Annotated in this window: 25 protein-coding genes, 1 other RNA gene and 1 pseudogene; 13 read left to right on the top strand and 14 right to left on the bottom strand. The window is 38.0% G+C overall.

Going from position 1 to position 24,567, the window contains the following annotated elements; all coding sequences use genetic code 11:
- Positions 1 to 10: 10 nt before the first annotated feature.
- Entirely contained in the window at positions 11 to 943 is a 933-nt protein-coding gene (locus ACN19N_RS04860) for a penicillin-binding protein activator (RefSeq protein ID WP_420002084.1), read from the bottom strand.
- Between the two features lie 16 nt (positions 944 to 959).
- On the opposite strand from ACN19N_RS04860, the gene rsmI reads away from it, so the two are divergent.
- Positions 960 to 1,799 carry a 16S rRNA (cytidine(1402)-2'-O)-methyltransferase gene (gene rsmI, locus ACN19N_RS04855; protein ID WP_420002083.1) on the top strand — a complete coding sequence of 280 codons (840 nt, stop codon included), beginning with the start codon at positions 960 to 962 and terminating at the stop codon, positions 1,797 to 1,799.
- Between the two features lie 123 nt (positions 1,800 to 1,922).
- On the opposite strand, the gene ACN19N_RS04850 is transcribed toward rsmI, so the two are convergent.
- A complete protein-coding gene (locus ACN19N_RS04850) occupies positions 1,923 to 2,813 on the bottom strand; it encodes a LysR family transcriptional regulator ArgP (protein ID WP_420002082.1) in 891 nt (296 codons plus the stop codon).
- 103 nt (positions 2,814 to 2,916) lie between these two features.
- On the opposite strand from ACN19N_RS04850, the gene ACN19N_RS04845 reads away from it, so the two are divergent.
- Complete coding sequence (locus ACN19N_RS04845; RefSeq protein ID WP_269228390.1) at positions 2,917 to 3,519, top strand: LysE/ArgO family amino acid transporter; 603 nt, start codon at positions 2,917 to 2,919, stop codon at positions 3,517 to 3,519.
- A gap of 62 nt (positions 3,520 to 3,581) precedes the next feature.
- Here ACN19N_RS04845 and ACN19N_RS04840 read toward each other — a convergent pair whose 3' ends face one another.
- The 6 genes from ACN19N_RS04840 to ACN19N_RS04815 all read right to left on the bottom strand — a co-directional run bounded on the left by ACN19N_RS04840 (position 3,582) and on the right by ACN19N_RS04815 (position 9,124).
- Positions 3,582 to 3,830 carry a hypothetical protein gene (locus ACN19N_RS04840; RefSeq protein ID WP_269228391.1) on the bottom strand — a complete coding sequence of 83 codons (249 nt, stop codon included), beginning with the start codon at positions 3,828 to 3,830 and terminating at the stop codon, positions 3,582 to 3,584.
- Between the two features lie 174 nt (positions 3,831 to 4,004).
- Positions 4,005 to 5,237: an FAD-dependent monooxygenase gene (locus tag ACN19N_RS04835; protein ID WP_420002081.1), complete on the bottom strand. Its 1,233-nt coding sequence runs from the start codon at positions 5,235 to 5,237 to the stop codon at positions 4,005 to 4,007.
- Positions 5,234 to 6,445, bottom strand: coding sequence for a 2-octaprenyl-6-methoxyphenyl hydroxylase (gene ubiH / locus ACN19N_RS04830; RefSeq protein WP_420002080.1), 1,212 nt, complete (start codon positions 6,443 to 6,445; stop codon positions 5,234 to 5,236). The genes ACN19N_RS04835 and ubiH overlap by 4 nt, the downstream gene beginning before the upstream one ends.
- Positions 6,446 to 6,585: 140 nt before the next feature.
- Positions 6,586 to 7,047 (bottom strand): hypothetical protein, encoded by a 462-nt coding sequence (locus tag ACN19N_RS04825; RefSeq protein WP_293744199.1) that lies wholly within the window; start codon positions 7,045 to 7,047, stop codon positions 6,586 to 6,588.
- A gap of 55 nt (positions 7,048 to 7,102) precedes the next feature.
- Positions 7,103 to 8,428, bottom strand: a complete 1,326-nt coding sequence (pepP, locus tag ACN19N_RS04820; RefSeq protein ID WP_420002079.1) for a Xaa-Pro aminopeptidase — start codon at positions 8,426 to 8,428, stop codon at positions 7,103 to 7,105.
- Positions 8,429 to 8,491: 63 nt separating this feature from the next.
- Positions 8,492 to 9,124 carry a UPF0149 family protein gene (locus ACN19N_RS04815; RefSeq protein ID WP_269228396.1) on the bottom strand — a complete coding sequence of 211 codons (633 nt, stop codon included), beginning with the start codon at positions 9,122 to 9,124 and terminating at the stop codon, positions 8,492 to 8,494.
- A gap of 66 nt (positions 9,125 to 9,190) precedes the next feature.
- On the opposite strand from ACN19N_RS04815, the gene ACN19N_RS04810 reads away from it, so the two are divergent.
- The 3 genes from ACN19N_RS04810 (at position 9,191) to ssrS (ending at position 10,296) form a co-directional block, all read left to right on the top strand.
- Positions 9,191 to 9,745 (top strand): hypothetical protein, encoded by a 555-nt coding sequence (locus tag ACN19N_RS04810; RefSeq protein WP_269228397.1) that lies wholly within the window; start codon positions 9,191 to 9,193, stop codon positions 9,743 to 9,745.
- Positions 9,746 to 9,747: 2 nt separating this feature from the next.
- Positions 9,748 to 10,035, top strand: a complete 288-nt coding sequence (locus ACN19N_RS04805) for a cell division protein ZapA (RefSeq protein ID WP_269228398.1) — start codon at positions 9,748 to 9,750, stop codon at positions 10,033 to 10,035.
- Positions 10,036 to 10,114: 79 nt separating this feature from the next.
- A non-coding RNA gene (gene ssrS, locus ACN19N_RS04800) (6S RNA) lies at positions 10,115 to 10,296 on the top strand.
- Between the two features lie 110 nt (positions 10,297 to 10,406).
- Here the strand turns inward: ssrS and ACN19N_RS04795 are convergent.
- The 3 genes from ACN19N_RS04795 to ACN19N_RS04785 all read right to left on the bottom strand — a co-directional run bounded on the left by ACN19N_RS04795 (position 10,407) and on the right by ACN19N_RS04785 (position 15,140).
- Positions 10,407 to 10,847 (bottom strand): SMI1/KNR4 family protein, encoded by a 441-nt coding sequence (locus ACN19N_RS04795; RefSeq protein ID WP_420002078.1) that lies wholly within the window; start codon positions 10,845 to 10,847, stop codon positions 10,407 to 10,409.
- A 174-nt stretch (positions 10,848 to 11,021) separates the two neighbouring features.
- The gene (locus ACN19N_RS04790; protein WP_269228399.1) at positions 11,022 to 12,260 is read right to left on the bottom strand and encodes a putative solute-binding protein; all 1,239 of its coding nucleotides are present in this window, start codon (positions 12,258 to 12,260) and stop codon (positions 11,022 to 11,024) included.
- A gap of 162 nt (positions 12,261 to 12,422) precedes the next feature.
- On the bottom strand, positions 12,423 to 15,140 hold the full coding sequence (locus tag ACN19N_RS04785) for a heavy metal translocating P-type ATPase (RefSeq protein WP_420002077.1): 2,718 nt from the start codon (positions 15,138 to 15,140) through the stop codon (positions 12,423 to 12,425).
- Positions 15,141 to 15,240: 100 nt separating this feature from the next.
- Here ACN19N_RS04785 and ACN19N_RS04780 point away from each other — a divergent pair, with 100 nt between their 5' ends.
- A complete protein-coding gene (locus ACN19N_RS04780) occupies positions 15,241 to 15,621 on the top strand; it encodes a MerR family transcriptional regulator (protein WP_420002076.1) in 381 nt (126 codons plus the stop codon).
- Positions 15,622 to 15,677: 56 nt separating this feature from the next.
- Here ACN19N_RS04780 and ACN19N_RS04775 read toward each other — a convergent pair whose 3' ends face one another.
- Positions 15,678 to 15,878, bottom strand: a complete 201-nt coding sequence (locus tag ACN19N_RS04775; protein ID WP_005217587.1) for a hypothetical protein — start codon at positions 15,876 to 15,878, stop codon at positions 15,678 to 15,680.
- Between the two features lie 406 nt (positions 15,879 to 16,284).
- Between ACN19N_RS04775 and ACN19N_RS04770 the strand changes: the two genes are divergently transcribed.
- The 5 genes from ACN19N_RS04770 (at position 16,285) to ACN19N_RS04750 (ending at position 22,411) form a co-directional block, all read left to right on the top strand.
- Positions 16,285 to 16,872, top strand: coding sequence for a 5-formyltetrahydrofolate cyclo-ligase (locus tag ACN19N_RS04770; RefSeq protein ID WP_420002075.1), 588 nt, complete (start codon positions 16,285 to 16,287; stop codon positions 16,870 to 16,872).
- A gap of 144 nt (positions 16,873 to 17,016) precedes the next feature.
- Positions 17,017 to 19,446, top strand: a complete 2,430-nt coding sequence (gene lon / locus ACN19N_RS04765) for an endopeptidase La (protein ID WP_420002074.1) — start codon at positions 17,017 to 17,019, stop codon at positions 19,444 to 19,446.
- A gap of 323 nt (positions 19,447 to 19,769) precedes the next feature.
- Complete coding sequence (rlmH, locus tag ACN19N_RS04760; protein ID WP_004663191.1) at positions 19,770 to 20,249, top strand: 23S rRNA (pseudouridine(1915)-N(3))-methyltransferase RlmH; 480 nt, start codon at positions 19,770 to 19,772, stop codon at positions 20,247 to 20,249.
- A 100-nt stretch (positions 20,250 to 20,349) separates the two neighbouring features.
- The gene (locus ACN19N_RS04755) at positions 20,350 to 21,123 is read left to right on the top strand and encodes a DODA-type extradiol aromatic ring-opening family dioxygenase (RefSeq protein ID WP_269239290.1); all 774 of its coding nucleotides are present in this window, start codon (positions 20,350 to 20,352) and stop codon (positions 21,121 to 21,123) included.
- Between the two features lie 181 nt (positions 21,124 to 21,304).
- A complete protein-coding gene (locus ACN19N_RS04750; protein ID WP_269228405.1) occupies positions 21,305 to 22,411 on the top strand; it encodes an META and DUF4377 domain-containing protein in 1,107 nt (368 codons plus the stop codon).
- A gap of 88 nt (positions 22,412 to 22,499) precedes the next feature.
- On the opposite strand, the pseudogene ACN19N_RS04745 reads toward ACN19N_RS04750, so the two are convergent.
- Positions 22,500 to 22,790, bottom strand: a pseudogene (locus ACN19N_RS04745) (glutamate dehydrogenase); the annotation flags it as partial.
- 102 nt (positions 22,791 to 22,892) lie between these two features.
- On the opposite strand from ACN19N_RS04745, the gene ACN19N_RS04740 reads away from it, so the two are divergent.
- A complete protein-coding gene (locus ACN19N_RS04740; RefSeq protein WP_269228406.1) occupies positions 22,893 to 23,693 on the top strand; it encodes an RnfABCDGE type electron transport complex subunit B in 801 nt (266 codons plus the stop codon).
- The gene (gene nth, locus ACN19N_RS04735; RefSeq protein ID WP_420002073.1) at positions 23,694 to 24,380 is read left to right on the top strand and encodes an endonuclease III; all 687 of its coding nucleotides are present in this window, start codon (positions 23,694 to 23,696) and stop codon (positions 24,378 to 24,380) included. It abuts the gene before it with no gap.
- Here nth and ACN19N_RS04730 read toward each other — a convergent pair.
- Positions 24,377 to 24,559, bottom strand: a complete 183-nt coding sequence (locus ACN19N_RS04730) for a hypothetical protein (RefSeq protein ID WP_034602651.1) — start codon at positions 24,557 to 24,559, stop codon at positions 24,377 to 24,379. The two genes, nth and ACN19N_RS04730, sit on opposite strands and share 4 nt — an antisense overlap.
- Positions 24,560 to 24,567 lie beyond the last annotated feature (8 nt).

Here is a 24,567-nt window from a genome sequence, read left to right as displayed (position 1 = left end):
ACGACCATTTTTATTTTAAAATTTGAATTTCATTTTTTTGTTGTTGATAACAATAGGGTTGCCTATCAATTTTTCCATCTTTAACGCTAATCTTACCTGTACGTCCTTCAAAAGAGAATTTACGCTCAGGGTTTTCTAATAATTGTTGACTTATCGTCCAAGCATCTCCTCCAAAAGCTAATAAACGTTGAAATGCCATCGTTTCTGGTTGTTTCTTATAGGCTTCGATTAAATCTGCCCATTGTCCATTATATAGCGCGGGTGTATCACAAAAACTTAAACCGATTGGAATAGATTGTCCCTGCTCAATACTCATCGGTGTGACGTAAATATTCTTTTCGGGTAATGTACCTAATTGTTCCACCCAATGGTGACTCCCTAACAATAATACCCCTTCTTTACTTGATCGTTTTTGTGGTACTTCATCAACAAATTCTATTTCTGATGCAAATTGGTCCTTTAGTGCAGAGAGCAAAAGTTCTGTTGCTGACTCAGTTCCTGTTTCTCGAACGATAAAAAGTTTTTTGATGCGATCTTTTTGAAAACGATGATTTAATGCTGCCGCATCTTGTTGCTTTGCTAAGCTAAATTGCCATACTTTATCAATTTGAGTATTAACATCATTTAAAGCAAGCACAGGAATTTGAGGATTCATTTGAATCACCTCTTCAATTTCAGTTCGTAGCAAGGGCCCAACAATCAAATGAACGTTGTGATCTATTTTTTTCTTAAAAATCGTATCGATGCTATTTTTAGTTGAATCTACAAAAATAATTTTTTCTTTACTGCCAGATGCTGTATAAGCACTCAGAAAACCGCGTTTGATGCTTTGACTCGCTCGCGCCATCGTACCCGATTCAGGTAGAATCACGATTATGTCCGCATATACAGGACTTACAAGCGCTGCCAAACCTAGCAGCAAACAATATTTTTTGTAATACATGAGGGAGTTACCTTTTATGAGTGCTCAATTATTTGTTGTAGCAACCCCGATTGGGCACTTAGATGACATGACCTTTCGTGCGATTGATATTTTAAAGTCTGTATCGGTGGTTGCGGCAGAAGACACTCGTCAATCTGCTCAATTATTTAAACACTATAATATCTCAACACCGTTAACAGCGTGCCATGATCACAATGAAAGTAACAAAATTGATCAACTTATACAAAGAATGTTAAATGGTGAAAGTATTGCTCTGATTAGTGATGCGGGAACACCATTAATTAGTGACCCTGGATTTAAATTAGTACGCGCAGCACAAGAACATAATATCCGCGTCATTCCAGTACCAGGTGCCTGTGCTGCAATTGCAGCTTTGAGTGCTGTAGGTTTACCAAGTGATCGCTTTAGTTTTGAAGGTTTCTTACCGTCAAAGGCTTCGCAACGAATTAGCCAACTCGAAAAACTAAAAGATGAGACACAAACACTCATTTTCTATGAAGCACCACATCGTATTTTAGACAGTATTAAAAATATGGCTGAGGTATTTGGTGAAGATCGTCCTGTAGGTTTTGCCCGTGAAATTACCAAGACCTTTGAAACTATTAAAAAAATGACTTTAAAAGAGTTAGTCGTATTTATTGAAAATGATCACAACCAAGAGAAAGGTGAAATTGTAGTCGTGGTGGGTGGTGCCACTGCTGAAAAAGACATGGAACAAGATAAATTGGATGAGTTGCTAAAACGCTTATTACAAGATTTATCAGTCAAGGCCGCATCTCAATTGGCTGCTGATTTGACAGGTATCAAAAAGAAAGTTGCTTATCAACGTGCTTTGGAATTAACCCAAGCCGAATAGTAAGCGTGATGCAAGGTAATTAATTTTGGATAGATTACCTTGCAAATAATTAACAACGTGAATACTTGCAACCTATCATATAATTAACTTTAAACAACATTCATCACAATTAAAAAAACACAACTATCTCAATATTTTCTGAGCTGCTTGGATAATTGTTTCAGTCAATATTTCTAATTGTTGAGACTGTCGTTTCCAATGATGCCAATACAAAGGAATATCAAGTTGGACATCAGGCATAATATCAACAAGTGTTCCATTTTCGAGTAGTGGTTGAACCTGCAACTCAGGCACCATGCCATAGCCTAAACCTAATTGGATTGCTTTGACGAAAGCATCTGTTGCTGGAATAAAATGAAACGGATAACTTTGCATCGATAATCCAAAATACTTTAATAATATGTCTGAATGCATTAAGTCTTTATGATTAAAAATAACGGCGGGCGCAGATCTCAAACTTTCCCTATTAATCCCTTGTCTAAACCAATATTTAACAAAGTCCGTCGAAGCCAACATTTTATAACGCATTTTGCCAAGTGGTTGTGCTAAACAACCCGACATCACTTGAGCCTCAGCAGAAATACACGCATTGACTTGACCTGTTTCTAACAAAGAATGTGTATGCGATTGATCATCAATTTTCAATTCAAGTACGATCTTTTCTTCAATGAGTGTTGATTGAATTGAAGGTAAAAGCCATGTTGCCAATGAATCAGCATTTGAGGCCAAGGCAATTTTATAAAATTCAGAATCAGAAGTTTTACCCATTAAACCTTGTAATAAATTTTGCTCCATTAATCGGGTATGCCGCAAATGGTCGAGTAAGGTTACTCCTGCATATGTAAGCGTAGATGGACGACCACGAAGGATTAGAACTTGCCCAAGATATTTTTCTAAAGCCTGTACTCGTATTGACACAGCCGAAGGTGTAATAAATAAAAATTCACCAGCAGCATCAAAACTTCCCAATTCAGCCACCGCAAGAAAAGCTTCACATTGCTTACTATCGAGCATATTAACCTAAATTATTTTTAGCCAAACCTAAATATTCTTAATTCTACTTATTTTAAGTTTAAAAATCAGATAATTCTCTCATCTTATTTTCTCTTCTTTTTTTATGATCTCTCTGGGTGTATTTCTCAAAGGTTTTGGAATCGGTAGCGGTCTGATTGTCGCTATTGGTGCTCAAAATGCTTTAGTCCTAAAACAAGGGCTCAAACAGCAATATGTATTTTGGCTATGTTTTATCTGCGCGCTTTCTGACTCTATTTTAATCGGATTAGGTGTATTGGGCTTTGCTGAAAGCATGACCGCATCTTCAATTTTAATGACACTTGCTCAATATTTTGGTGCAATTTTCTTGTTTGTTTATGGTGCTAGATCATTCTATGCTGCATTTAAAACAACTCATAGTATACAACTCGACCAAAATCACCATCAAACATTAACCAAAGTACTTTTAACTGGGCTTGCATTTACATGGTTAAATCCTCACGTTTACTTAGATACCATTGTACTTATTGGCTCACTAGCTACACAGTTTGAGGATAAAATGAGTTTTGCTTTAGGCAGTATTGTTGCCTCATGGATGTTCTTTTTTAGTTTAGGTTATGGATCTAAATTCTTAAAACCGCTATTCACTAACCCAAAAGCATGGAAAGTATTAGACTTTATTATTGGTTGTATCATGTGGGGTATTGGTACATCGTTACTTCTCTAATCTAAGTCTTCGAGCAACAGAGAAAGCACCACGATTGTGATGCTTTTTGAATCTATTTAAGCTTATTCTTGGCTTTCGCCTGGCGGAACTTCAGTAATGCGCCCACCACGTGCTAGAAACGCAGCCACTTCATCTTCCAAAGCTTGACGCTGTTTTAACTTTGCAGTAACTGTTAATGTTTCTGCTTCAGCCAAATCTGCATCATTGGCACTTGACTCTTCGCTATCCGCACCAGTTTCCGCGGCTTTCGCCTCTTCATCGTCTACCGCAGAATCTTCAGTGTTTTCGTCGTAATCATTCATTTCCGTCATATTACTCTCCCCACAATGACTAAACTCTCATCATCGTTATTTGGTCATCAGAACTTGATGAAATTTAACAAGCTCTTCTCATTTATCAAAGCAAAATATTCATCAAATTGTGCTTTTTATGACCAAATTCACTCTGATTTATAAATGATTGTTTAAAAAATATCTACTGTTTTTTTAGCAAGCATAGCTTGTATGTTCTAAGGCATCTAATCCATTGGCTTGTCGCATAAAGCGATCTTTAAACCAATCGAATTGTTCAACTTGTTTTAGACCAAAGTTCCGTGCCCAAACAAAGGGAAATAATTCTGCACTTTCTAACCAGCCAATCGCTGACATACTATGCATCATCGCATCATTTTGTCCCTTACGCTGATGTTCATAGCGTAATAAGGTTTGTTCATTTGCCCATACACCACGTTTTAAATCATGGAGTAATACATCACATAGAACTGCGGCATCTAAGCAACCAATATTCACACCTTGTCCAGCCAAAGGATGAATGACATGTGCTGCATCGCCGATTAATGCCAAGCCTGATTTAACGTAACGCTGCGCTGCACGAGCTTTCAATGGGAATTGCGCTCTTGAACGCACCTCAACAACCTCACCCAACATATGCAGACTCTCTTGTGTGAGTAGTCGCATAAAGTCTTGATCATTTAACGCTGAATACTCATCCGCATAGTCATCTGGTAAAGTCCACACAATCGACTGCCAATAGCCATTCTCTTGCGAATCAAGACTCGCAATTGGTAAGTAAGCCAATGGCCCTGTAGGCAAGAAAATTTGTCGAGCGACATATTGATTTGGCTGAGTGGTCTTAATCGCACAGCTGATCGCAGCTTGCTTGTAATCCAGTACATCTAAATCAATATAAGCTTGCTCACGTACAAATGAATTTGCGCCATCTGCGCCGATCAATAACTTGGTTTTTAATGTTGTCCCATCAGCCAGTTGAATCGACCAGCCTTGTGAAATCTGCTCGATACGTATCACTTTCACTTGAGTACGATAGTCTTTAAGCTGCTGTAGCATTTTTTGTTGAATCGCAACATTCAAAACACTTGGCTCAACCATCGAACCCAAAGCCTGATCTGATTGAGGTTGCTGTTCTGAAGCATGTCCAAAATTAATTTCGCCATAGCCATTTTTATTCCAGACCTGCATACCTGAATAAGGCATTTGACGTGCTAAATCATTCCAGACATCCACTGTTTTAAGTAAATGAATGGTGGCTTGACTCAGAGCCAATACACGTGGGTTCATCACTGCCAACGTTTTTTCTTGATTTAGCACAGGTGCAGCATCCAATACCGTCGCTTGTACGCCACCTTGAGCCAACAATAAAGCGGTTAATCCACCGACTAAACCACCGCCAACAATCACAACATCTAATAACTCACTCATGCTTTTAGCCCCATTGCATAATTGGCAACCAAAGGCTTAACACCCGGAATCACATCAAATGCAATCAGTCCAGTATTGCGTAATAATTTGAGTATTGGATTTTGATTGCTAAAGCCACGTACCACTGAATCACAGAATTTAATCACCCGTTGCTGATCAGTTAAACGTGCTTGCTCATAAGCCAATAAATTATCAGGACTGCCAATATCATCGGACTTCGCCAATTGCTCCATCAAGAAACGAACCAACACATCTGCATCACGTAGACATAGGTTAAAACCTTGCCCTGCAACTGGATGGATGGTATGTGCCGCATTCCCCATCAACACCACACGCCCAACGGCTTGCTTATGTGCCAAGACCTGTGCCAGTGGATAGCTAAAGCGCTTGCCTGTTTTTTCAAACTTACCTGCACGATCACCATAGGTTTCCTGTAAAGCATCCAAAAAATGCTGATCGTTTTCTTCACCTAACCATTCTGCCTCAGTGCCCTTTTTCACAGGCCACACCACGGAACGGCGGTATTCACCCGGTAAAGGTAACAGTGCCAATGGCCCTAAAGCACTAAAACGTTCAAAGCCAACCTGTTGATGTGGTTTCGAGGTTTGTACAGTAGTGACGATGGCTACTTGGTCATAATCATGTTCATCTATACCCACACCAATCGCTTGGCGACAGAAAGAATCACGACCATCAGCCGCAATCACTAATTTGGATTTTAGCGAATGAATATATTCACCATTGCGCATGGCTTCGACTTGTACATGGTCTTCATCTTGTGTCAATGAAGTTACTTGTACACCATCAATCAATTCAATCAAAGGCTGTTGGCGAACTTGAGTCAGCAAGACACGTCCCAACCAAGCATTTTCAATCACTTGCCCAAAGCTTTCGACTTTTTCTTGTTCTGCCACTAAACGGGCCTTTCCAAAGCTGCCCTGTTCAGTGATATGTACTTGTAGAATTGGCGTGGCATGTTGCTGTAAAGCATCCCACAAACCTAATTTTTGGTAAATCTGTACGCTACGGCGTGACAATGCAGTATTACGTGCATCAAAACTAGAATGATAAGGGGCAACATTTTCGTCATCATAATTTGGATATTTCACAGCTTCTAATAACTTTACTGCGATATTAGATTTTGCCAACATTAGAGCAAGGCTGAGTCCAACCATACCTCCACCGACAATGATGACTTGTTGCTGCATAATATTATTCCTTATCAGTTTTTCATGACTTGATGTTTCGGGACTATCTTACTCTAACTCAAATCAGGAATGGAATTTGTACTTTGTTTGGTCTGTGTTTTCCACCATACTCATCTAAGCTGATATAAGAGATGGTTAGATTAATTACATACTAAAGGAACATCACTCTCACTTTCTATTACATTGATATTATTGTTAATGATAATAGTTGCCTGAAAATACCCCCATATAGAAATAATAAAAAAAGAAAGGCAAATTAATAACTTAATTAGAGCAGGGATCACAGCTCTCCAACCATATCGATACCTCATTTTTCTGATTACTTTTTTATTAGGTAATGGGTATTGTTTTAATTTAATCACAGGATAATCATTTCGTATCCAAAGAAATAAAGAAATACACCCAAACAAAATATACATTCCAACAAATTCGCCATAGAAAAATACATGCCGCCCATAAGGAGAGCATCTCAACCAATATGATATTTGGGTTTCTCCACAAACACCCCATAAAAATAAAATCACTGGTATTGAATATAATACATACAACAACCGTAACCTTATTCCTTCTTTAAAGGTGTATTGCGGTGCATATTTATTCATATTATTCTCTTTTATAGAAAAAATTAGGCTAGATCCATCAGCCCATATCATATCTTTATACTTTTGTTTTAACCATTAAACTTTCAATTTCTTCAACAGTTTTGACTACATTTTTGGTCAAAACCAATGGTCCATTTTCAGTTACGACAATATCGTCCTCGATACGAATCCCGATACCACGCCATTTAGCATCAACCGTTTCATCATCAGGCGCAACATATAAACCTGGTTCAACCGTCACAACCATACCTGCTTCATAAGCACGCCAATCTTCGCCAATCTTATACGCACCGACATCATGTACATCCATACCGAGCCAATGCCCTGTACCATGCATAAAGAATTGACGGAACGCTTCGCTTTCAACCAACTCACCCACATTACCGCTTAATAAACCAAGATCAACTAGACCTTGAGTTAAAATCTTCACAGCGACTTCATGCGGATATTTATAGTGATTGCCAATACGCGTTGCATCAATCGCTGCAAGTTGAGCATCTAAAACAATATTATAAAGTGCTTTCTGTTCAGGGCTGAATTTCCCATTCACAGGGAAAGTACGGGTGATATCCGATGCATAGAACTCATATTCACACGCTGCATCAATCAAAACCAAATCACCATCTTTTAATGGCTTATTATTTTCAACATAATGCAAAATACAAGCATTTTCACCACCACCCACAATACTGTTATACGATGGTACACAACCATTTTTACCAAAGATATAATTGAGTTCTGCTTCAAGTGCATACTCCATCATATTCGGTTGAACGGTTTGCATGGCACGAGTATGTGCTTCGGCACTGATATTCGATGCAATCTGCATCAACTCAATTTCTTGTGCTGATTTTTTCAAACGCATTTCATCAACAATGCGATCAAGCTGAATCAACTCAGCAGGCGCAGCACCGCCACGACGCTGTTGTGCATCTGCCTTTTGAATCCATTGACTCACGCGCGCATCAAATTCAGCATTCTGACCAATACGATAGTAAAGGCGTTGTTTATTTAATAGCTTGTCGATAATTTCGCCATCGAGTAAATCAATTGCATACGCTTCATCGGCATCATAAATTTCAATCGCACCATCAATTCCAGCACGATAGCCATTCCAGATTTCCATTTCACGATTACGTTCACGGCAGAATAGGCTATAGCTATATTCTTCACCTTCTTCAAAGGTTTCAATGATGGCAACCGCTTCTGGTTCTGCAAATCCAGTGAGATAATAAAAACTACTGTCTGCACGATATTTATAGTCAGCATCACGATTACGATACATTTCTGCTCGAGTCGCAATAATTGCAATGCTATTGCTGCCTATTTGATTAGCAAGAAGATCACGGCGTTGTTTAAAATCAGCTTGAGTTAATTTCATATTATCCTACAGCTAGAAAGTCCCTCTTTTATAAAGAGGGATTTAGGGAGATTTTAAATCGCCTTAACTCGGACGATGTGGAGTAAACATTTCGACAACAGTTTGTGGATCAACTGCTGTATCTTGATTTCTGCTTTTAGCATGAAAGTTTTTCAATAATGAACTTTCAGCGACAGGAATCTTGGTGCGACCAATTGATAAACTCACAGGAATCAAACGTACAAACTCATACAATTCCTGATAGCTTTCTTCACCCTCTTCATCATTATCGGAGTCTTCAAACTCAACTGCTGCAACATCTTGTAAATGTTCAATCAGCTCTTGTTCTTCACCACGAATATGACCTGAAGCCAAACCAAAACCGAGGACTACGCCTGCGCACCAATCTGCCAACGCCTGCACACGATCTACAAGCAAATGGCTATCATCTGGAAGCATAGGTAAATAATCTAATTCATCATCTGACAAAGCATGAGCAACATCTTCTGCTTCATCGGTTAGACCTTCCAGTGCCTCTGGCTGTAAAGAAGGCACATTGAGGGTGTTTAAAATTTGTGACCATTCATCGGTGGTTGGTGCTTGTGTGACACAAACTATACCTGTGAGTAAACCATGTAACTCACTTGGACTTGAAATTTCTTCAATCCCAGTAAAATGAGCATTCCATTCCGTCCAACCTGAAATATCGTCTTGCATTCGTTTATCCAATCTCTATACTGCTGTATATATTACCTTTGATTGCAACTCTGTGCGACCTTCGTTATGTTAGAACAATTACAGCGTCTACAAGCGCATATTGGTGTTTTAAAAACACGCTTACATCATTTAGAGCGAGAGAATACTTCGCTTACTGAGGCTAAACAATTAGCTGAAACTGACCACCATGCACAAGTTGTGCAGAAAAATAGCATCATCACGCAAAAGCAGGAAGAAGTTGATAACTTAACTGAACAATTGTCTCAGTTACAAGATCAATTTAAACAACTGAATCAAGATGCAACAACTTTAGCGGAACGTTATAGCCGTTTAGAGAAAAGCACCACTGATTTAAAAAACCGCTTCCAAGAGATTTTGGCTGAGCGTAATGACTTACGTGTAAATAAAGAGAAGTTACAAGCACAGCAACGTCATAGTCAGCAAGAAATTCAAGATTTACAACAAGATCGTGATCGCTTGTTACAGAAAAATGAGTTGGCAAAATCTAAAGTTGAAGCGATTATTCAACGGCTTGCAATTTTAGGTACTGCACAAGATCAACATGCACAAGAAATTCAGCAACTCGCGCATCCAAATGCTGAAACCCAAGAGGAAACCTGATCATGAGTGAACCCATTGTTGTTGAGCTTCGCTTAATTGAACAGACTTTCCGTCTTAACACGACTGAAGATAAGCGAGAAGAACTTGAGCGTGCCGCTGAATTTTTAAATCAAAAGTTTCATGATATGCGCCGCAACGCACCACGTGTTGAACATAATAAACTAGTCATTATGGTTGCACTACAAATGGCGCAAGAAGTGTTTAGCTTAAACAAATCATTACAGGAATATGCACATTGTGAGCATTTAATCCAAACGATTTTGGAAGATATAGAACAAAGTGTTGAGTAAAATTGCACAAAGCCTCAACAATTAATAATTATCTTTACAAGTAGCGATTGTCATCGCGTAAAGATCGGTTATACTAAAACTGTCTCTAGGGTGTTCGCCAGTACGTCTAGTCCCCTGCCGATACTTAAATTTATGGATGTGTCCTGTATATTTTGAGTGTATGCCTACCCCGAGTAGGAAACCCAGTAAGTATGCGTCACCTCCACCTTGAACTCATCGGGTTCAGGGTAACGACCATGCAGCGGCATCTCTGGAGCAATTTTTTTAATTATAAAAATAATGATTTCACCTCAAGTATTTTTAATACACTATTTATTTTGAATAGAATTTATACCCTTAAATTAATTCCCATTAAATTTTCTAAATATTTTTTATAATAGTTCATCACTATCAATTAAATATTGCTGCAAAAATGCTGTGAACGTATCCGCAACTTTTCTTTTTGATGACCCCGCCACTTGATATACCACACCATCTATTCCCATTTGGTCTAGTTGCACGGCATACCCCCAACACCACATTGAATAATCTGAAAATACAAAACAGTTCTGATATAAAAGCTTATCTTTATCATAGCAGCTTAAAATAGTTTCAACCGATTGGAATGCGTCCAGCGATACGAACGTAAAATAATTATCATCCATATCGCGGTCAGCTATACCATTAAATTCCAAAAAGTAAGCTGTTAAAATGGGTGATAATTTAACTTGATGCTTATATTCAAAAGCTAAAATCTGTTGCCATGTTGCTGGTTTATTTAACTGAATACCTTGTTTGATCAATTTATTTTTGAGTTGAAAAATTATATTCATGATTGATCCTATAGCTCTTCATTTCTATAAAATAAATCATTTCTATGAATCAAATGATCAGTTCTTTGGATATGACTTATCACTTGATTGATCAAAGTTGGAAATACCAAGTTTATAACTTAATCCTGCTATTTCCATGATTCTCTTTTTCTATAATGTCAAATGACTTAAAAATTACTCATCTTTCAAAGCACATTCATAATTACTAGGATCTTGTGAACAACGAACCTGTTTCAGCAACTTCATCATATCTTTATCGTAAAAACCTTCTTTGGTCATTTGAATACGTGCTTCACGCATCAATCTGACATAACCAGGTTTATCACTTTCATGTAAGTTCAACCAAAATTTATCTGGAACTTTCGCTTCAATCTTATCGACAAATTCAAATGCAGGATTTAACTGTTTTGAGATAACTTCACGCGCAATAGAACCCATTCCTGCGGGGAATTTATTACGATGCATAATCAAAGTTCCTGTCACTTGAATCACAGGAAACTTGATAATTCCTCCAACAGCTTTGCCCGATTTATCTGTCATCCCTTTTTGTAGCTCAAGCGGTTCAAATAAAATAGCTGGCCCCGCCATAATATCAACTTCTTTATTATTAAACTTACCTCCAACAGTGACTAAATCCACTGAAACAGGTTGAGCACCTACACTCTGTACTAATTTCTTTTGAGTTTCATCAAATTGGAAAACCGCAACTTTTTTACCTGCTGCTTTGGCTAAAGTATTAATATTACGATCAGTTACCATAATATATGCTGCACCAAGTGGCACAATACCAACGACTTCATAATCTTTATTTACCATTTTTTCATCAAATTTTGGATTTGCCAAAACCTGAATCACCGAACTCAATTGCTTATAGGTTTGTAATGCGCCAATCGCATCAATACTTCCTACAAATTTATTAAATTGTTTTGCACGCAGATTACTAATCCCTGCACCATCACAACGTTTACTACGGAAATCTTCTGTTAATACCGCTTCATTGGTATAAACTTTTAAATTAACCAAAGTAGACGCTGATTTTTTAAGTTTTGGATAATCAAAATCTAATTTGAACTGTAAATGAGATGGTCGTGTCACATTCATATTGACACCAAACTGCTTGGCTACACGTACCATACGTGGAATTTCAGTGATGTAACTTGTAGCCTGTTCAAAAGCCTCACTATGCTCCCCATTTGGAGAGAACACACATAAAGTGACTTGATTTGGAATTTGTTGCCACGTTTTAGGATCGTTAAGTAGCTGTTTAATCTTATTTTGTGAATGTGCAGAAAGTGTTAAATCCAGTTTACCTTCAGGTGCTGCATGAGTCGCATTCGTCAATAATAATGATGATACGATAATACTTGAAGTAAAAAGTGATTTTACAACACGACTAAATTTATTGTTTTGCATCTTTATATCCATCCTTAGCTATTTCCCAATAGTTTTGATTCAAGTTAAGGATAAAACAGAGAAATAGAATTGACTGCATTCATTTTGATGATGTCAATTGGGTCAAAATAAAGACCCTACTCTCAATTTATGAGAATAGGGGCTTTATTCTTACAAAGTGAATTATGATTTATTTAAACGTAAAGCATTCACCACAACAGAGAGTGAGCTTAATGACATTGCCACTGCAGCAAACATTGGTGTGAGCAATAATCCTGTGAGTGGATAAAATAAACCTGCTGCAACAGGAACACCTAATCCATTATAAACAAAAGAGAATGCAAGATTTTGCTTCATATTTTTTACCCCTAATTTTGCTATATGAACTGCTTGTGCAACCCCTTGAATGTCCCCCTTAACTAAAGTCACTTGCGCTGTTTGCTTGGCAATATCTGTTCCTGTTCCCATCGCAATACCAATATTCGCCTGTGCCAGTGCTGGTGCATCATTGATACCGTCCCCAGCCATTGCCACAATTTTTCCCTGAGCTTGCGCCTGTTTCACAATTTCAAGTTTTTGCTGAGGATCAAGATTGCCATAAACGGTTTGAATACCCAAAAGACCTGCAACCATGTCTGCATTTTTTTGATGATCACCCGTTGCCATAATCACTTCAATGCCATCAGCATGCAGTTGCTCAATCACAGTTTTAGCATTTTGTTTGATTGCATCATGAATTGAGATATAAGCGATTAGCTCTTGTTCTGACATCAGAAAACTAATCACATCGCCTTGTGCACGTTTTTGATCCAACTCGTGGATTAAATCAGCATCTAAGGTTAAAGCTAACTGCTCAATAAGCTTCTGACTGCCAATATACAAGGTCTGGTGATCAATACTTCCTTTCACGCCAAAGCCTGCGACATCTTCAAAATCAGAAACATTGAGTAATTGATTTGCATCAACTAATTGAGTTAAGGTCTGGGCAATTGGATGCGTCGAATATTGTTCAATCGATGCAATCCATAATTCAATTTGTGCTTGTTTATAAGTTTGAGATAAAAGCTGAATCTCTTTTAAACTTGGTTTACCTTCAGTTAATGTTCCTGTTTTATCAATAATCAAAGTATTGACCTTACTTAAAGCTTCAATCGCCTCGGCATCTTTAAATAACACGCCTTTTTGAGCGGCTCGACCTGTGGTTGCCATCACGGACATTGGCGTTGCCAAACCTAAAGCACATGGACAAGCAATAATCAAAACTGCAACAGCACACATTAAGGCTAAATCAAATTGTGCTTTCCCAAATACCATCCATGCAATAAAAGTCAAAACACTCATACTGAGTACGGCGATCACAAAATATTTCGCCACCACATCTGCAATTCGTTGCAATGGTGCTTTCGAACGTTGAGCATCGGCAACGGTCTGAATCATTTTGGCTAATGTGGTATTCGCCCCGACTGCAGTGGTTTGGATTCGAATAGAACCTTGTTGATTAATTGTCCCGCCAATGACTAGATCATCTTTTTGCTTTTTCACAGCAACAGGCTCACCTGTCATCATGGATTCATCAACATAGGTCTTTCCATCAATCACGACACCATCAAGTGGAATTTGTTCACCCGATGATATTTGCAAAATATCACCTTGTTTGACCATCGCAATATCCACTTCAACAACTTGACCATGCTGCACAAATTTCGCTTTAGCAGGTTGTAAACGGAGTAAAGCTTTTAATGAATTTGCTGTTTGTGAACGTGCTTTTAGTTCTAAAATTTGTCCCAACAAGCTTAATGAAACAATCATACATGCTGCTTCAAAATAGACAGCAACACCATGCCCTGTTTTCGCTTCAATAGGGATGAATGATGGAAAAATCGTAGCAACAACACTATAAATAAATGCTGCAATTACCCCAACACCAATCAAACTCCACATATTCAGATGTCCTGTTTTATAGGACACCCAACAACGTTGTAAAATAGGATAACCCGCCCATAACACCACAGGCAAACTTAAAAGAAGTTCAATCCACGGCTGAACATGTGGCGAAATAAAGGCATGAATATGTGAACCCATGGCCAAGATCATCACCAACAAACTCAAAGGTAATGTAGTCCAAAAACGTCGACTAAAATCTACTAGCTCAGGATTTGGTCCATCATCCAAAGTGGGTTGCATCGGCTCAAGTGCCATCCCACAAATTGGGCAAGTTCCTGGCCCTTTTTGTACAATTTCAGGATCCATTGGACAGGTATAATCCATATCCATTGCCCCCTCAGGTACAGGACGCTGATCGACTGGAATTAGATAAAACTCAGGATCATTTTTAAATTTATCTAAACAAGATGGATTACAGAAATAATAGGTTTTACCTTGATAATCTGTTTTTAAATCTGTCGTGGTTTTGACTGACATACCACAAACAGGATCAATCTCTGTATCCACTAAATTGCTTTCACTTGAATGATCATGCTTTCCACCACAACAAGAGGAAGATTTTTTAGCTTCATCTTGAATAGATGGTACTTCTGGTTTAGGGCCACAACATGAACTTAGTTTTTGCTTCGTTGGCTTAGGTTTACAACAAGAAGATGGTTGAGCTAATTCAATAAGCTGCTCTGATTCACTTTCACAACATGAAGCTGCTTTTTGTTGAGGCTGCTTAGCACAGCAAGATGATGTCAATTTTAGATCTTGATCTGATTTGAAATAATTTTCAGGCTTTGAGCTAAATTTCTGTTGGCAACCTGCCGAACAGAATAAATAGCGGATACCTAGATAATCAAAATAGTGCTGCGAGTTTTCAGCGACTGTCATACCACAAACTGGATCAATATATTCGTACACAAGCGGTACTTCATTTTTAGAACAGCATGAAGATGGTTGTTGAGTCATGACGACACCTATCTTTTCTTTCTTGATAGGGCTAGGATAAAGTCTGTACCTAGGTACAGAGTCAAGTGCTTTTTCACTATCCCAACACAGGTATGAGAAAATGAACCTAACAATCGGAAAATTAGCAAAATCCTGTCACGTTAATGTCGAAACCATTCGTTATTATCAACGTATCGGCTTAATGCGAATACCTGAAAGCACTCAAAGTTACCGATATTACAATCAGCAGGACTTAGAGACCTTGAGCTTTATTCAGAAAGCGAAGGATGCTGGATTACAACTGAATGAAATTAAAGAATTGCTCACACTGAATTTAGAGGATCGTGTCCAAGTCAGACATGTCATTGAACAACGATTAAGCAAGATCGATGAAAGAATTCAGGAGCTTGTGAGTCTTAAGCAAAGACTTTCCACATGGTTAGACGAATGTAAAACGACAGAAAATGAATGTTGCCCAATATTGATGGAACTCAAACAATAAGTTCCATCAATAAAGCTAAGCAGTTGAATCAATACTCATCAAAAAAGTACATAACATTAAATAAATGACCAAATCACATTTTCATCCTTTTGTTTCAATAAGAAACTGGTTTGGTAATCATCAGCGACGATGAGATGCTGATTAGAGATCATCATTACTTTCAACAGCGTATCATTATGATAAATCAAATCATTTTTACCTTCTTTAGTTAAGATAAGCATTTGATCTAAGACAATTACATTTTTTGAATCAAACATACTTTTTCCCTCTAAACCTTACCCTATGGTCTTTTAAATATTTTTATAAAGTGACACAGTGAATATCGTAACGAATGAAATAAAATACCCCGCTCATTCATAGCGCTAAAATATTCCTTTTAATTGTTTAAACATGTGAAATAGCAAAGTATTTGCGATTTTCACGGTAAGATTATAGATCACTTTTTACGCAATTTGTGAATTTTTTGTCATATGAAACTAAAATTTGTTATTTTATTCTTATTTTTGACAACATAGTGATTAGGTCGAGTGTTACAGCTTTGTAATTACTTTAAGTTGTCAGAATCCATAACTGATCAACAACATTAGAACTTCAATTTATTTAGATACTTAAGCACACTTAAATCAAGTATGATTCTCGAGGCTTTGTTTTATTTTGAATACGATGAATAGTGATTTACATGTACTGAGAAAAGATATTCGTTTAAAAAGAAAACGAGTGAATCGCTTTGAACATAAAAAAAGTGAACAAGACGCTGTAAATCGCCTCAGATCAATACCCCAATTCAAGTTTGCAAAAAGCGTTGGATTATATCTTCATGCTTTTGGCGAAGTGCATACTCACAAACTCATTCAGCTTTGTTTTAAACACAAAAAACTCGTTTACCTACCCATGATTTGCACGATGAATCAAGAACTTGTATGGGTAAAAATAAACTCTAAGCAATACTCAAATCAACGTTTTTCCCATCATCCTCTCGGGATGAAAGAACCCATGGCAAGTCGCGGTCATCATATATCCATTTTGGATCTTTTAATTATACCTTTACTTGCCTGTGATCACTTAGGGACACGAATCGGCATGGGAGGTGGTTTTTATGACCGTACTTTGGCAAGTGCGCCGCATCGACCTTTCCGTTTGGGTCTCGCCCATACATTTCAATATATTGATCAAACCTTACCTAGACAAAAATGGGATCAACCGATGCATGGTTTACTAACACCTAAAAAGTTCTATATTTTCAAGCCTTAGCCTTATTGTTCTAATATTTTTTAGAAAAAAACCGACCAATTTAGTCTTTTTTTAATATTTTCTAAGTAAAAACCCTTGTAATTTTTGAAATGCACATCACTATAAAAAACATGGCAACACCGTTGTCACTCATTAGGAGTGCCCATGTCTGAATATATTTTAAATAATGAATCAAGCTTAGAGCCACAGGTTCCAAGTGTATTACCACTATTAGCATTACGTGATGTTGTGGTCTATCCACACATGCAAATTGCGCTATTTGTGGGTCGTGAAAAATCGATCAATGCAGTGGATGTGGCTCGTAACGGTGACAATTTAGTATTTGTAGTTGCGCAAAAAGATTCGCTTACAGAAGAAATTGATCACGATAACCTCTATCAATACGGAACTGTGGCTAAAATCGTACAAGTCGTAAATCATGAAAATGATGAAAACTGCATTAAAGTACTGATTGAAGGTCTGCATCGTTCTAAACTAGAGCGGATTATTGATGGTGAAGAATACTTGACTGCTGAGCACAGTCTCAGTCCAATGACATTACCATTGGACGAGGAAGCTCAAGCAACTCGCTTAAACGAATTACGTACCCTATTCGCTCAATATGCTGAAGCGAAATTACGCAATGCACGTGAGCTTGTTGCAGCAGCAAATAAAATCGAAGACTTATTACAATTAATGTTCTTTGTTGCAACTCGTGTACCTTTAAATATCGAAGTGAAACAAAAGTTTTTAGAGCACGACGAATTTGAAGCGCATTTTAAAGAGTTAATGAGCTACTTGATGAATCAATCTGCTGAACAGCAAATTGAACAAACGTTGCATGACAGTGTTAAACGTCAAATGGAAAAGAATCAACGAGAATACTTTCTAAATGAAAAAATGAAAGTTATTCAACGTGAACTTTCTGATATGAACGGCGGTGCTGAAGATGACGTTGCGGAAATTGAAAAACGTCTTGCTGAAGCAGATTTGCCTGAACATGTACGCAAAAAAGCTGAAGCTGAGTTTCGCAAACTGAAAGCAATGCAACCTGCATCAAGCGAAGCTGCCGTTGTTCGTAACTATTTAGAAGTCATTCTGGATACCCCATGGAACAAAGCGAGCAAAGTCAGCATTAACTTAGCAAAAGCACAAGAGATTCTTGATGAAGATCATTACGGCTTAGATGACGTCAAAGATCGTATTGTTGAATATCTTGCAGTGCAATCTCGTGTGAAAAAACTCCGTGGTCCTATTCTTTGTCTAGTTGGTCCTCCAGGTGTGGGTAAAACATCACTTGGTGAATCTGTTGCTAAAGCAACAGGTCGTGAATTTGTTCGCATGGCGCTTGGTGGTGTACGCGATGAGGCTGAAATCCGTGGTCACCGTCGTACTTATATTGGTGCGATGCCGGGTAAAATTGTACAGTCTTTAACAAAAGTTGGCGTGAAGAACCCACTGTTCTTACTCGACGAAATTGACAAGATGGCACAAGACTATCGTGGCGATCCTGCATCGGCATTATTGGAAGTACTTGATCCATCACAAAACAGTAAGTTCAACGATCATTATTTAGATCTCGATCTTGATCTTTCAGAAGTCATGTTCATCTGTACTGCGAACAGCATGAATATTCCTGAAGCATTGCTTGACCGTATGGAAGTCATTCGTCTACCGGGTTATACCGAAGATGAGAAAGTGAATATTGCTGAACGTTACCTTGTTCCAAAAGCGATTAAGAACAATGGTCTACGTGCAAAAGAATTGACTGTTCACGAAGAAGCAATCCGTGACATCGTACAACGTTATACACGTGAAGCGGGTGTCCGTAGCCTAGAGCGTGAAGTGTCTAAAATTGCACGTAAAGTGGTGAAAGAAGCTGTAAGCAAGAAGTCTAAAAACTTACAAGTTGATGTCACTTCTGCCAATCTTCCTGAATATCTAGGTCCGCACAAATTTGACTTTGGTATGGCTGAAGATGAAGCACAAGTCGGTCGTGTAAATGGTTTAGCTTGGACGTCTGTTGGCGGTGAATTACTTACCATTGAAGTTGCAGCCGTGAAAGGTAAAGGTAAATTCATTACGACGGGTTCGCTCGGTGATGTAATGAAGGAATCAATTACCGCAGCAATGACTGTGGTACGTACTCGTGCTGATGAATTAGGTATTGAAGCATCACGTTTTGATGAAACTGATGTCCATGTTCACTTACCTGAAGGTGCAACGCCAAAAGATGGTCCATCTGCTGGTCTAGCACTCACAACTGCACTTGTATCAGCATTTACAGGGATTGCGATTCGTCCAGATATTGCGATGACAGGTGAAACGAGTCTAGGTGGTCGTGCGATGCGTATTGGTGGTCTAAAAGAAAAACTTCTTGCAGCTCACCGTGGTGGAATTAAATTAGTTTTTATTCCGCAAGATAACGTTCGTGACTTAGCCGAGATTCCTGACAATGTAAAAGAAGGCTTAGAAATCAAAGCTGTAAAAAGTATTGATGAGATCTTACCTTTAGCATTGACGGATACGCCGAAGCCTTTACCTAAAACACCTATTGTTAAACCAGTAGAAGAAGCAAAGGCTGCGCGTCATTAAACAAGTAAGTAGATGAAAATTAAAGAGAGCTTCAGCTCTCTTTTTTTGTTACATAATTTGGTTGAAAAACAACCAAATTATTGCATAATAAAATAGAGTCGATAAAAATAAAGATGAAGCTTGACTCAGTGAACCCATTTTTTAGTGTCATCCGAACTCCAGACTGATGACACTTTGATCGCAGCTCAAACGCAATTTTGAGCTGCGTTTTTTATGCAACATAATCAATAAATACACTTTCAGCGACTATTCCCTTTTATGCTGATCACTATCCATAAAGAACACTGTTTATAATAGGCGTAATTTCTCGATCTATTTATTCTATGAAAATTCGTATTCTGACTATTGGGCAAAAAATGCCTGCTTGGGTGTTAACTGGATTTGAAGACTATTTCAAACGCATTCAACCTTTTGTACAAACTCAAGTCATTGAACTCCCAATGGCAAAACGAGGCAAAAATGATTCAGAAGCAGATATTTTAAAATATTGTCAAATTGAAGGTGATAGTATTTTAAATGCACTTAAACCCAATGAAACCTTAATTGCCTTAGAAGTAGGTGGTCGAGAACTCAGTACAGAAAAACTGGCAGATACCATGAAACAATGGATGCTTGAAGGCAATGATATTGCTCTTGCGATTGGTGGTCCTGATGGACATTCAGACGCAGTTCGTAAAGCAGCAGCTTGGCATTGGTCTCTTTCTAAATTGACCATGCCACATCCAATGGTTCGTATTTTACTGATTGAGCAACTTTATAGAGCGATGAGTATCAATCATAATCATCCTTATCATCGCGCTTAAAATTGTTCTGATTATAGAACAATCTGTTGATATTTAAGGGCTGTCATTGTTCCCATGAATTTGTCACGATAATGATGTATTTCTAATCAGGTGCTTATCTATGAATTTCCAGACTTTACCCGGGTTATTTATTTCTCATGGTTCTCCCATGCTTGCACTTGATCCTGAACAAGTGGGTCCCGCATTGCATCGTTTAAGCAATAATTTACCAAAACCTCAGGCAATTATTGTGATGTCTGCTCATTGGGAAAGTCAAGCGCTAGAAGTGAGTACCTCAACCCGAGCTCAAACGTGGCATGATTTTCGTGGTTTCCCCCCTGAACTTTATGAGATCCGTTATCCTGCTGCGGGCGCTCCAAAACTTGCTGAGGAAATACTGACTCTATTTGCAGAAGCAGATATTCCTGCACATGCCAATAGCACGCGACCACGAGATCACGGTGTATGGATGCCTTTATTGCATATGTATCCAGAAGCCGATATTCCTGTGATTGAAATTTCCTTACCTATTGAAATGAATGCTGACCAGATTTACAAAATTGGGCAAGTTTTAGCACCTTTACGTGAACAACAAATTTTATTAATTGGCTCTGGTAGCATTACCCATAATCTCTCTGAACTTTCATGGCATGCAGATGCTGCAGTTCCAATATGGGCAAGCACATTTCGAAATAGTGTGGTCAGTAAACTGAACCATCAAGATTATGACGCTGTACTTAACTGGCCATCTTTACCCTACGTGCAACGAAATCATCCTACCCTTGAACATTTTGCACCATTATTCTTTGCAATGGGAACAGGACATCGTTTTAGTATCGTGCATAGTAGTTTTTCAATGGGGTCATTAGGTATGGATATTTATCGTTTTGATTAAAAACCAAGCATCATGTTTTTTAAATGGCTTACTTATATTTGAGTAAGTCATTTTCCTAATTAATTTTCTTAAAATTTACAATTGGATACATTTAACGAACTTAATCCATAAACGGATTACATTTTCTTTTTTTAAGAATACTTTAAGCTAATGACTGTTATTTATTTACTGTTGTTTGACTATGAAAATTAAATATTTAGTTCTTGCTTTATTGCCACTTTCTTTGATGGCGTGCCAAACAGTACAAAATGTGACTGATAATGTTATTTCTCAAATGAATACAACTGCTGCAAAAAATTTAACTGAATATAATTGGACTTATCAAGGTTCAAAAGCATCAAAACCTTTAGTTTTATCTTTCGATGATAATCAACGATTATCTATTCAAACTGGCTGTAATAATCAAGGTGGGACTTGGAAAGTTGAAGGTAATACCATTGTAACCTCACCACTGGCATCAACAATGATGGCATGTGCGGATGATTTAATGCAACAAGAACGCTTATCTGCTGATATTTTTAGTGAGAAAAAAGTTCCTTTCACACTCAGTACCCAAAATGATCAAGCGATCTTGACAGTAACTGATAGTAAAGGTCAAAAACATGTATTTACAGGAAGCAAAATCGTGAATACGAGTGTGTTAACAAACTATACTTGGTCATATCAACCAACTGATACAAAAAAACCAATCGTATTAAGTTTTTTAGCCAATGATCGTTTATCTGTAGATACTGGTTGTAACCGCTTAAATACCTCATGGAAAATTGAAAATGGTTCAATTGTTACAGGTAATGGCGCTTCAACAATGATGGCATGTGAACCAGCGCTGATGAAACAAGAGCAATTTGCAGGTACACTTTTACAAAAACGTAAGGTTTCATTTGAAATTAATGCAACAAATTTAGACCAGCCGAGCTTAACTTTAAGCGATGCAAACGGTCAAAAATATACGTTCCTTGGTAAAATGACAGCTGAAGCAAAATACCAGTCTGAAGGTAAAATCGTTTTCCTCGAAATTTCACCACAAACTAAATCATGTACGGGTGTAGCACCACAAACATGTATGCAAGTTCGTGAGATTAAATATGATGACAAAGGCATCAAAACCTATGCTGATAAAAATTGGTCACTTTACTACGGTCAAATCGAAGGCTTTGAACATAATCCAAACCAACGTGTGATCGTTCGTGTTAAACGCTATGAAATTAAAAATCCAGCAGCAGATCAATCAAGCTTAGCTGATGTCTTAGATATGATGGTTGAACAAGAAACCGTGAAAAAACCATAATTTTAGTCAGTTAAAAAAATCCGATGTTTCAACATCGGATTTTTTTATGAAAAGTCTCTCTTTATTAAAGCGGGAGTTTAGGAGACCCTTAATAAATACCCTGCACGAGAATGGCATCTGCTACTTTGACGAAACCAGCAATATTCGCACCATAAACATAATTGACAGTCCCGTCTTCTTTGCTCCCATATTTTAAGCAATTGGCATGAAGATCTTTCATAATCGCATGTAGGCGTTCATCGACTTCACCATATGTCCAACCGAAACGTAACGCATTTTGAGACATCTCAAGACCAGAAGTTGCAACTCCGCCCGCATTTGATGCTTTACCTGGTGCATACAAAATCTTAGCTACGATAAATTGTTCAACTGCGTCAATTGCAAAAATAAAAATCTATAAAAATAGATTTAAGCAACGATTGCCGCCGATTAAACTATTCTTTGCTATAATAGCGACACTGTTTTTATCCTATCTTCTTTCATGTCAGTTTCAGCACAACAACTCTCTCTTATCGTTCAGGTAGACCAACTTTTACCACAAACACAATGTGGTTTATGTGGACATCGTGATGGTTGTTTACCTTATGCAAAGTCGATCGTGGAAGGTGAAGATGCAAACAAATGCGTTCCAGGTGGACAACCTGTTGCCGATGCACTTGCGACATTATTAAAAAGACCAACAATGATTGCGGAACCGAGTGTTTGGGACATTCAAGCAGATGGTCGACCGCAACAAATGAAAGCGATAATTCGTGAAGATGAATGTATCGGGTGTACTAAATGTATTAGTGCCTGCCCTGTTGATGCCATTATCGGTAGCGGAAAATTAATGCATAGTATCTTGACTGATCTATGTACGGGTTGTGAGTTATGTATTCCACCCTGTCCTGTAGATTGTATTGATCTAGTCGCAGATACCAATCCATTACCTACAGTTCAACAACGTAATCTTGAACAAGATGATCTCAGACATCGTTACTATGCGCATATTCAACGAGAAGAAAAACGTCGTTTGAGTCGTAAAGGACCGATTGTTCGTGCTGAAATTGATACCGAATTTTTTGCTCAATTTTCTCAAGCACTTAACAATGTACCCGTGATCACACTCATGGATAAACCGAAAGAAAATCCTGTATTAGATGCAAAAACGACAATTGAACTTGCGAAAATTAGAACGCAAATCAAAAAGTTAGAAAAACAATTAAGCGTACGTGCTGATGAGCAAAAACAGGCACAATTACTCGATTTACAACAACGTTTAAATGAATTACAGGGAATCTAAATGCCTGTCAAAAATATGACCAAAAAACAAATTCAGACTTTTTTTGAACGTTTACGTACGCAAAGACCACATCCCCAAACTGAGCTGAACTACAGCTCTCCTTTTGAGTTACTGATTGCTGTTTTGCTTTCTGCACAAGCAACCGATGTCAGTGTCAACAAAGCGACTGATAAACTCTATCCTGTTGCCAATACCGCTCAAGCGATTTTGGCTCTCGGTGTTGATGGTTTAAAAACATATATCAAAACCATCGGGCTGTATAATTCTAAAGCTGAAAATGTGATCAAAACTTGTCAGATTTTACTTGATCAATATCAAGGACAAATTCCAGAAACGCGAAAAGAACTGGAAGCTTTACCGGGTGTAGGGCGTAAAACGGCAAACGTCGTGCTCAATACCGCCTTTGGTCATCCCACTATGGCAGTCGATACCCATATTTTCCGTGTTGGCAATCGTACTGGTTTGGCAGTAGGTAAAAATGTTTTAGAAGTCGAAGATCGATTAATTAAGGTTATTCCTAAAGAGTTTATTATTGATGCTCATCATTGGCTGATCTTGCATGGACGTTATTGTTGTATAGCACGTAAACCTAAATGTGCTGAATGTATCGTATCCGATGTCTGCAACTGGCCTGATCGTTTTGAATTTGGAGCCGTAAAAACAATTCCAACAAAAAACCTCAGTTAATCCTGAGGTTTTTTACGCTGCTGTAATTTGGGATGTAGCTGACGTTCTCGACCATTTTTCTTATTTTCCAAAGCCTGTTGTTTCTGCACATGACGCAGCATTTTTTGACTTTGATACAATAAAAACAACAGTAAAGCTAAACTTAAAATTACCACCACAATCAAAATAATTTTCAGCAACGACCTAT

Origin of the sequence: Acinetobacter sp. LF10, from assembly GCF_048585715.1 — a bacterium.
Classification (GTDB): domain Bacteria; phylum Pseudomonadota; class Gammaproteobacteria; order Pseudomonadales; family Moraxellaceae; genus Acinetobacter.
This window is presented reverse-complemented; position numbering and strand designations above follow the sequence as displayed.

Bases quoted from the DNA above. Each gene is read 5' to 3' on its own strand.
- ACN19N_RS04860 (WP_420002084.1), bottom strand. From the start codon at position 943: ATGTATTACAAAAAATATTGTTTGCTGCTAGGTTTGGCAGCGCTTGTA.
- rsmI (WP_420002083.1), top strand. From the start codon at position 960: ATGAGTGCTCAATTATTTGTTGTAGCAACCCCGATTGGGCACTTAGAT.
- ACN19N_RS04850 (WP_420002082.1), bottom strand. From the start codon at position 2,813: ATGCTCGATAGTAAGCAATGTGAAGCTTTTCTTGCGGTGGCTGAATTG.
- ACN19N_RS04845 (WP_269228390.1), top strand. From the start codon at position 2,917: ATGATCTCTCTGGGTGTATTTCTCAAAGGTTTTGGAATCGGTAGCGGT.
- ACN19N_RS04840 (WP_269228391.1), bottom strand. From the start codon at position 3,830: ATGACGGAAATGAATGATTACGACGAAAACACTGAAGATTCTGCGGTA.
- ACN19N_RS04835 (WP_420002081.1), bottom strand. From the start codon at position 5,237: ATGAGTGAGTTATTAGATGTTGTGATTGTTGGCGGTGGTTTAGTCGGT.
- ubiH (WP_420002080.1), bottom strand. From the start codon at position 6,445: ATGCAGCAACAAGTCATCATTGTCGGTGGAGGTATGGTTGGACTCAGC.
- ACN19N_RS04825 (WP_293744199.1), bottom strand. From the start codon at position 7,047: ATGAATAAATATGCACCGCAATACACCTTTAAAGAAGGAATAAGGTTA.
- pepP (WP_420002079.1), bottom strand. From the start codon at position 8,428: ATGAAATTAACTCAAGCTGATTTTAAACAACGCCGTGATCTTCTTGCT.
- ACN19N_RS04815 (WP_269228396.1), bottom strand. From the start codon at position 9,124: ATGCAAGACGATATTTCAGGTTGGACGGAATGGAATGCTCATTTTACT.
- ACN19N_RS04810 (WP_269228397.1), top strand. From the start codon at position 9,191: ATGTTAGAACAATTACAGCGTCTACAAGCGCATATTGGTGTTTTAAAA.
- ACN19N_RS04805 (WP_269228398.1), top strand. From the start codon at position 9,748: ATGAGTGAACCCATTGTTGTTGAGCTTCGCTTAATTGAACAGACTTTC.
- ACN19N_RS04795 (WP_420002078.1), bottom strand. From the start codon at position 10,847: ATGAATATAATTTTTCAACTCAAAAATAAATTGATCAAACAAGGTATT.
- ACN19N_RS04790 (WP_269228399.1), bottom strand. From the start codon at position 12,260: ATGCAAAACAATAAATTTAGTCGTGTTGTAAAATCACTTTTTACTTCA.
- ACN19N_RS04785 (WP_420002077.1), bottom strand. From the start codon at position 15,140: ATGACTCAACAACCATCTTCATGCTGTTCTAAAAATGAAGTACCGCTT.
- ACN19N_RS04780 (WP_420002076.1), top strand. From the start codon at position 15,241: ATGAACCTAACAATCGGAAAATTAGCAAAATCCTGTCACGTTAATGTC.
- ACN19N_RS04775 (WP_005217587.1), bottom strand. From the start codon at position 15,878: ATGTTTGATTCAAAAAATGTAATTGTCTTAGATCAAATGCTTATCTTA.
- ACN19N_RS04770 (WP_420002075.1), top strand. From the start codon at position 16,285: ATGAATAGTGATTTACATGTACTGAGAAAAGATATTCGTTTAAAAAGA.
- lon (WP_420002074.1), top strand. From the start codon at position 17,017: ATGTCTGAATATATTTTAAATAATGAATCAAGCTTAGAGCCACAGGTT.
- rlmH (WP_004663191.1), top strand. From the start codon at position 19,770: ATGAAAATTCGTATTCTGACTATTGGGCAAAAAATGCCTGCTTGGGTG.
- ACN19N_RS04755 (WP_269239290.1), top strand. From the start codon at position 20,350: ATGAATTTCCAGACTTTACCCGGGTTATTTATTTCTCATGGTTCTCCC.
- ACN19N_RS04750 (WP_269228405.1), top strand. From the start codon at position 21,305: ATGAAAATTAAATATTTAGTTCTTGCTTTATTGCCACTTTCTTTGATG.
- ACN19N_RS04740 (WP_269228406.1), top strand. From the start codon at position 22,893: ATGTCAGTTTCAGCACAACAACTCTCTCTTATCGTTCAGGTAGACCAA.
- nth (WP_420002073.1), top strand. From the start codon at position 23,694: ATGCCTGTCAAAAATATGACCAAAAAACAAATTCAGACTTTTTTTGAA.